The sequence below is a fragment of the Nonomuraea sp. KM90 genome (assembly GCF_052246675.1).
Lineage (GTDB): Bacteria > Actinomycetota > Actinomycetes > Streptosporangiales > Streptosporangiaceae > Nonomuraea.
This window is the reverse complement of the sequence record NZ_JBQQCB010000326.1, coordinates 1-2,008: the sequence shown is the minus strand read 5'-3', so window position 1 is coordinate 2,008 and position 2,008 is coordinate 1. Positions and strand designations below refer to the sequence as shown.

The window sequence follows — 2,008 nt, the reverse complement described above, 5'->3', positions numbered from 1 at the left end:
CGTACGAGGTGTCCTTCTGATTTGGGTTGCTGGAGCGTAGAGAACTCCCATCTTCCCAGGCCAAAGGGCACCTCGCCCTATTTCACAGTTCTTTTGTCAGATTCCCAGCGGTGGATCCAGGCTCAGACTCCCAGCAGCCATCAGTCTTCCCGCCACTACCGCGCCTGGTAATTCACGCGCCCTTTCCAACGGGCGGCGTCGGCCTGTGCCTTGACTACTGTCGTCATGTTGATCAGATAGCCCTGGAGCGCGAACGCTCTCGCCTGCGTTTCGGCCATTTTCAGCGCAGTGATCCTTGATGAAACCGTCGCTGAATACCAATCGCAGGGAGTGGCACAGGCCAGAGCCGCCTGAGCCGAAACGGCCCGATTCGCGGTTGTGGCCGACACGGGCGAGGCGGTGACAGCCCAGGACGTCGACCGGCCATTCTCAGGACATTGGAAAGCACAGCCCCTGACCTGCATCAAGGGCATCGTCGGCCAGACCGCGCTACGCGGCCGGTCGGCCGAGTACATCGGACTCCAGTCACGAGCGAAGAGCTGACTCTCCTGGGTGATGTCGCGCCGGAGCCGACCAGACCTATCGTCAACGGCAGGTCTCCGCCGGGGCTCCGTCGCTGGTGAGGAATGCACATCTCCTGGTGACAGACCGCATCTAGGCCGGCCCGCGCCGCGCTTCTACGGTCAGACCATGACTCTCCGACGCTTCGCCGCCGCGGCCGGCGCCGCGCTCCTGGCCGTCTCGCTCGCCGCCGCTCCCGCCCGGGCGGAAGGCTTCCATGAATGCTTCTCCGGCACCCGCACCCCGGACGGCGAGTACTACGAGCTGTCCGGGTGGGGCTGCGCTGGAGGCGGCTATCACCAGGTGACCGTCGTCGTCATGGTCGGCGACGCCGCGGGCACCTACTCCTGCACCAGCGTCTTCTCCTGGCACGGGGACCTGTCTGGGGACCGGTGCCGGCTGACGTAGATCTTCGTGTTGTACGGCTACGCTCGCCCATCCGCTCTGAGGCCGTCGCCGGCACCCGGTGGCACACTGTCGTCGGCCACTTGGGCGGCCGTGACGGCGACGGTGGTGACGATGTCGGCCAGTACTGATCATTCCGGGTGGCTTGCGTGGCGGCAGACCGGACAGCATGATCCCAGTGCTTTCTCGATACCCTCCCTGTCAAATGGACAGAGGTAGCAAACAGGCATGAAACTCTGTGCTGAGGGTGGGGAAGGAGACATCCCTTCGTGGGAGCAAGCAAGCCGGATCCGGAGGTTCCCGATCCTCAGGTGCGCGAGCGTGGGCGTCCGCGTTCCTGCTCCGCCGCCTACAAGGTCCGGATTCTGGAGGAGTACGACCGCCTGGACAAGGCGGGTAGGGGCGCGTTGCTGCGGCGGGAGGGCCTGTACTCGTCGCTGATCTCGAGCTGGCGTACCGCGCGGGATCAAGGGCGTGGAGCAGGCGCCGGCCCGCCCGGTCGGCCGGTCGGCCGGCCGAAGGCCGACCCGCGCGACAAGCGGATCGAGGCACTACAGGCGGAGGTCGAGCGGCTACGCGCCGAGCTCGGCCAGACCCGCCAGGTGATCGAGGTGCAGGGAAAGCTCTCCGCGCTGCTGGATCAGCTCGCCACCAGCAGTGAGACGCCACCGGGCCCGGGTGAGCAGTGACCGAGGCCTTCCAGGCCTAGGCCGAGGCGATCGAGGAACTCCTCCCACTCCTGGGCCGGCGCAACGCCTGCACAGCGGCCGGAGTGTCGCAGGCCACCTGGTACCGCCACCACCGCCAGAGCCCGGCCCCGCTGCGGCCGGCCCGGCCGCGCAAGCCGCACCCCGCCGCGTTGTCGCAGACCGAATGCGACCAGATCCGCGCGCTGCTGAACGAACGCATCGAAGCAGCTTGCCGGGTAGCGGGCAGGAATCTCACCTGCCCGCCCCCACAGATCCGGACGTGAACCTCTCGATTCATCCGGCTCGTGCCGTCCAATCATCAGGTCAATACCGCAGTTCCCAGTGCGCGAACA

Annotated in this window: 3 protein-coding genes; 2 read left to right on the top strand and 1 reads right to left on the bottom strand. The window is 66.6% G+C overall.

Annotated features, from left to right (window positions below; all coding sequences use genetic code 11):
* Positions 1 to 155: 155 nt before the first annotated feature.
* Positions 156 to 278 carry a hypothetical protein gene (locus tag ACTWPW_RS63930; protein ID WP_375118087.1) on the bottom strand — a complete coding sequence of 41 codons (123 nt, stop codon included), beginning with the start codon at positions 276 to 278 and terminating at the stop codon, positions 156 to 158.
* 412 nt (positions 279 to 690) lie between these two features.
* Between ACTWPW_RS63930 and ACTWPW_RS63925 the strand changes: the two genes are divergently transcribed.
* Positions 691 to 969 (top strand): hypothetical protein, encoded by a 279-nt coding sequence (locus tag ACTWPW_RS63925; RefSeq protein ID WP_375118086.1) that lies wholly within the window; start codon positions 691 to 693, stop codon positions 967 to 969.
* A 266-nt stretch (positions 970 to 1,235) separates the two neighbouring features.
* Positions 1,236 to 1,655 (top strand): hypothetical protein, encoded by a 420-nt coding sequence (locus tag ACTWPW_RS63920; protein WP_375118085.1) that lies wholly within the window; start codon positions 1,236 to 1,238, stop codon positions 1,653 to 1,655.
* The last annotated feature ends 353 nt before the right edge of the window (positions 1,656 to 2,008 follow it).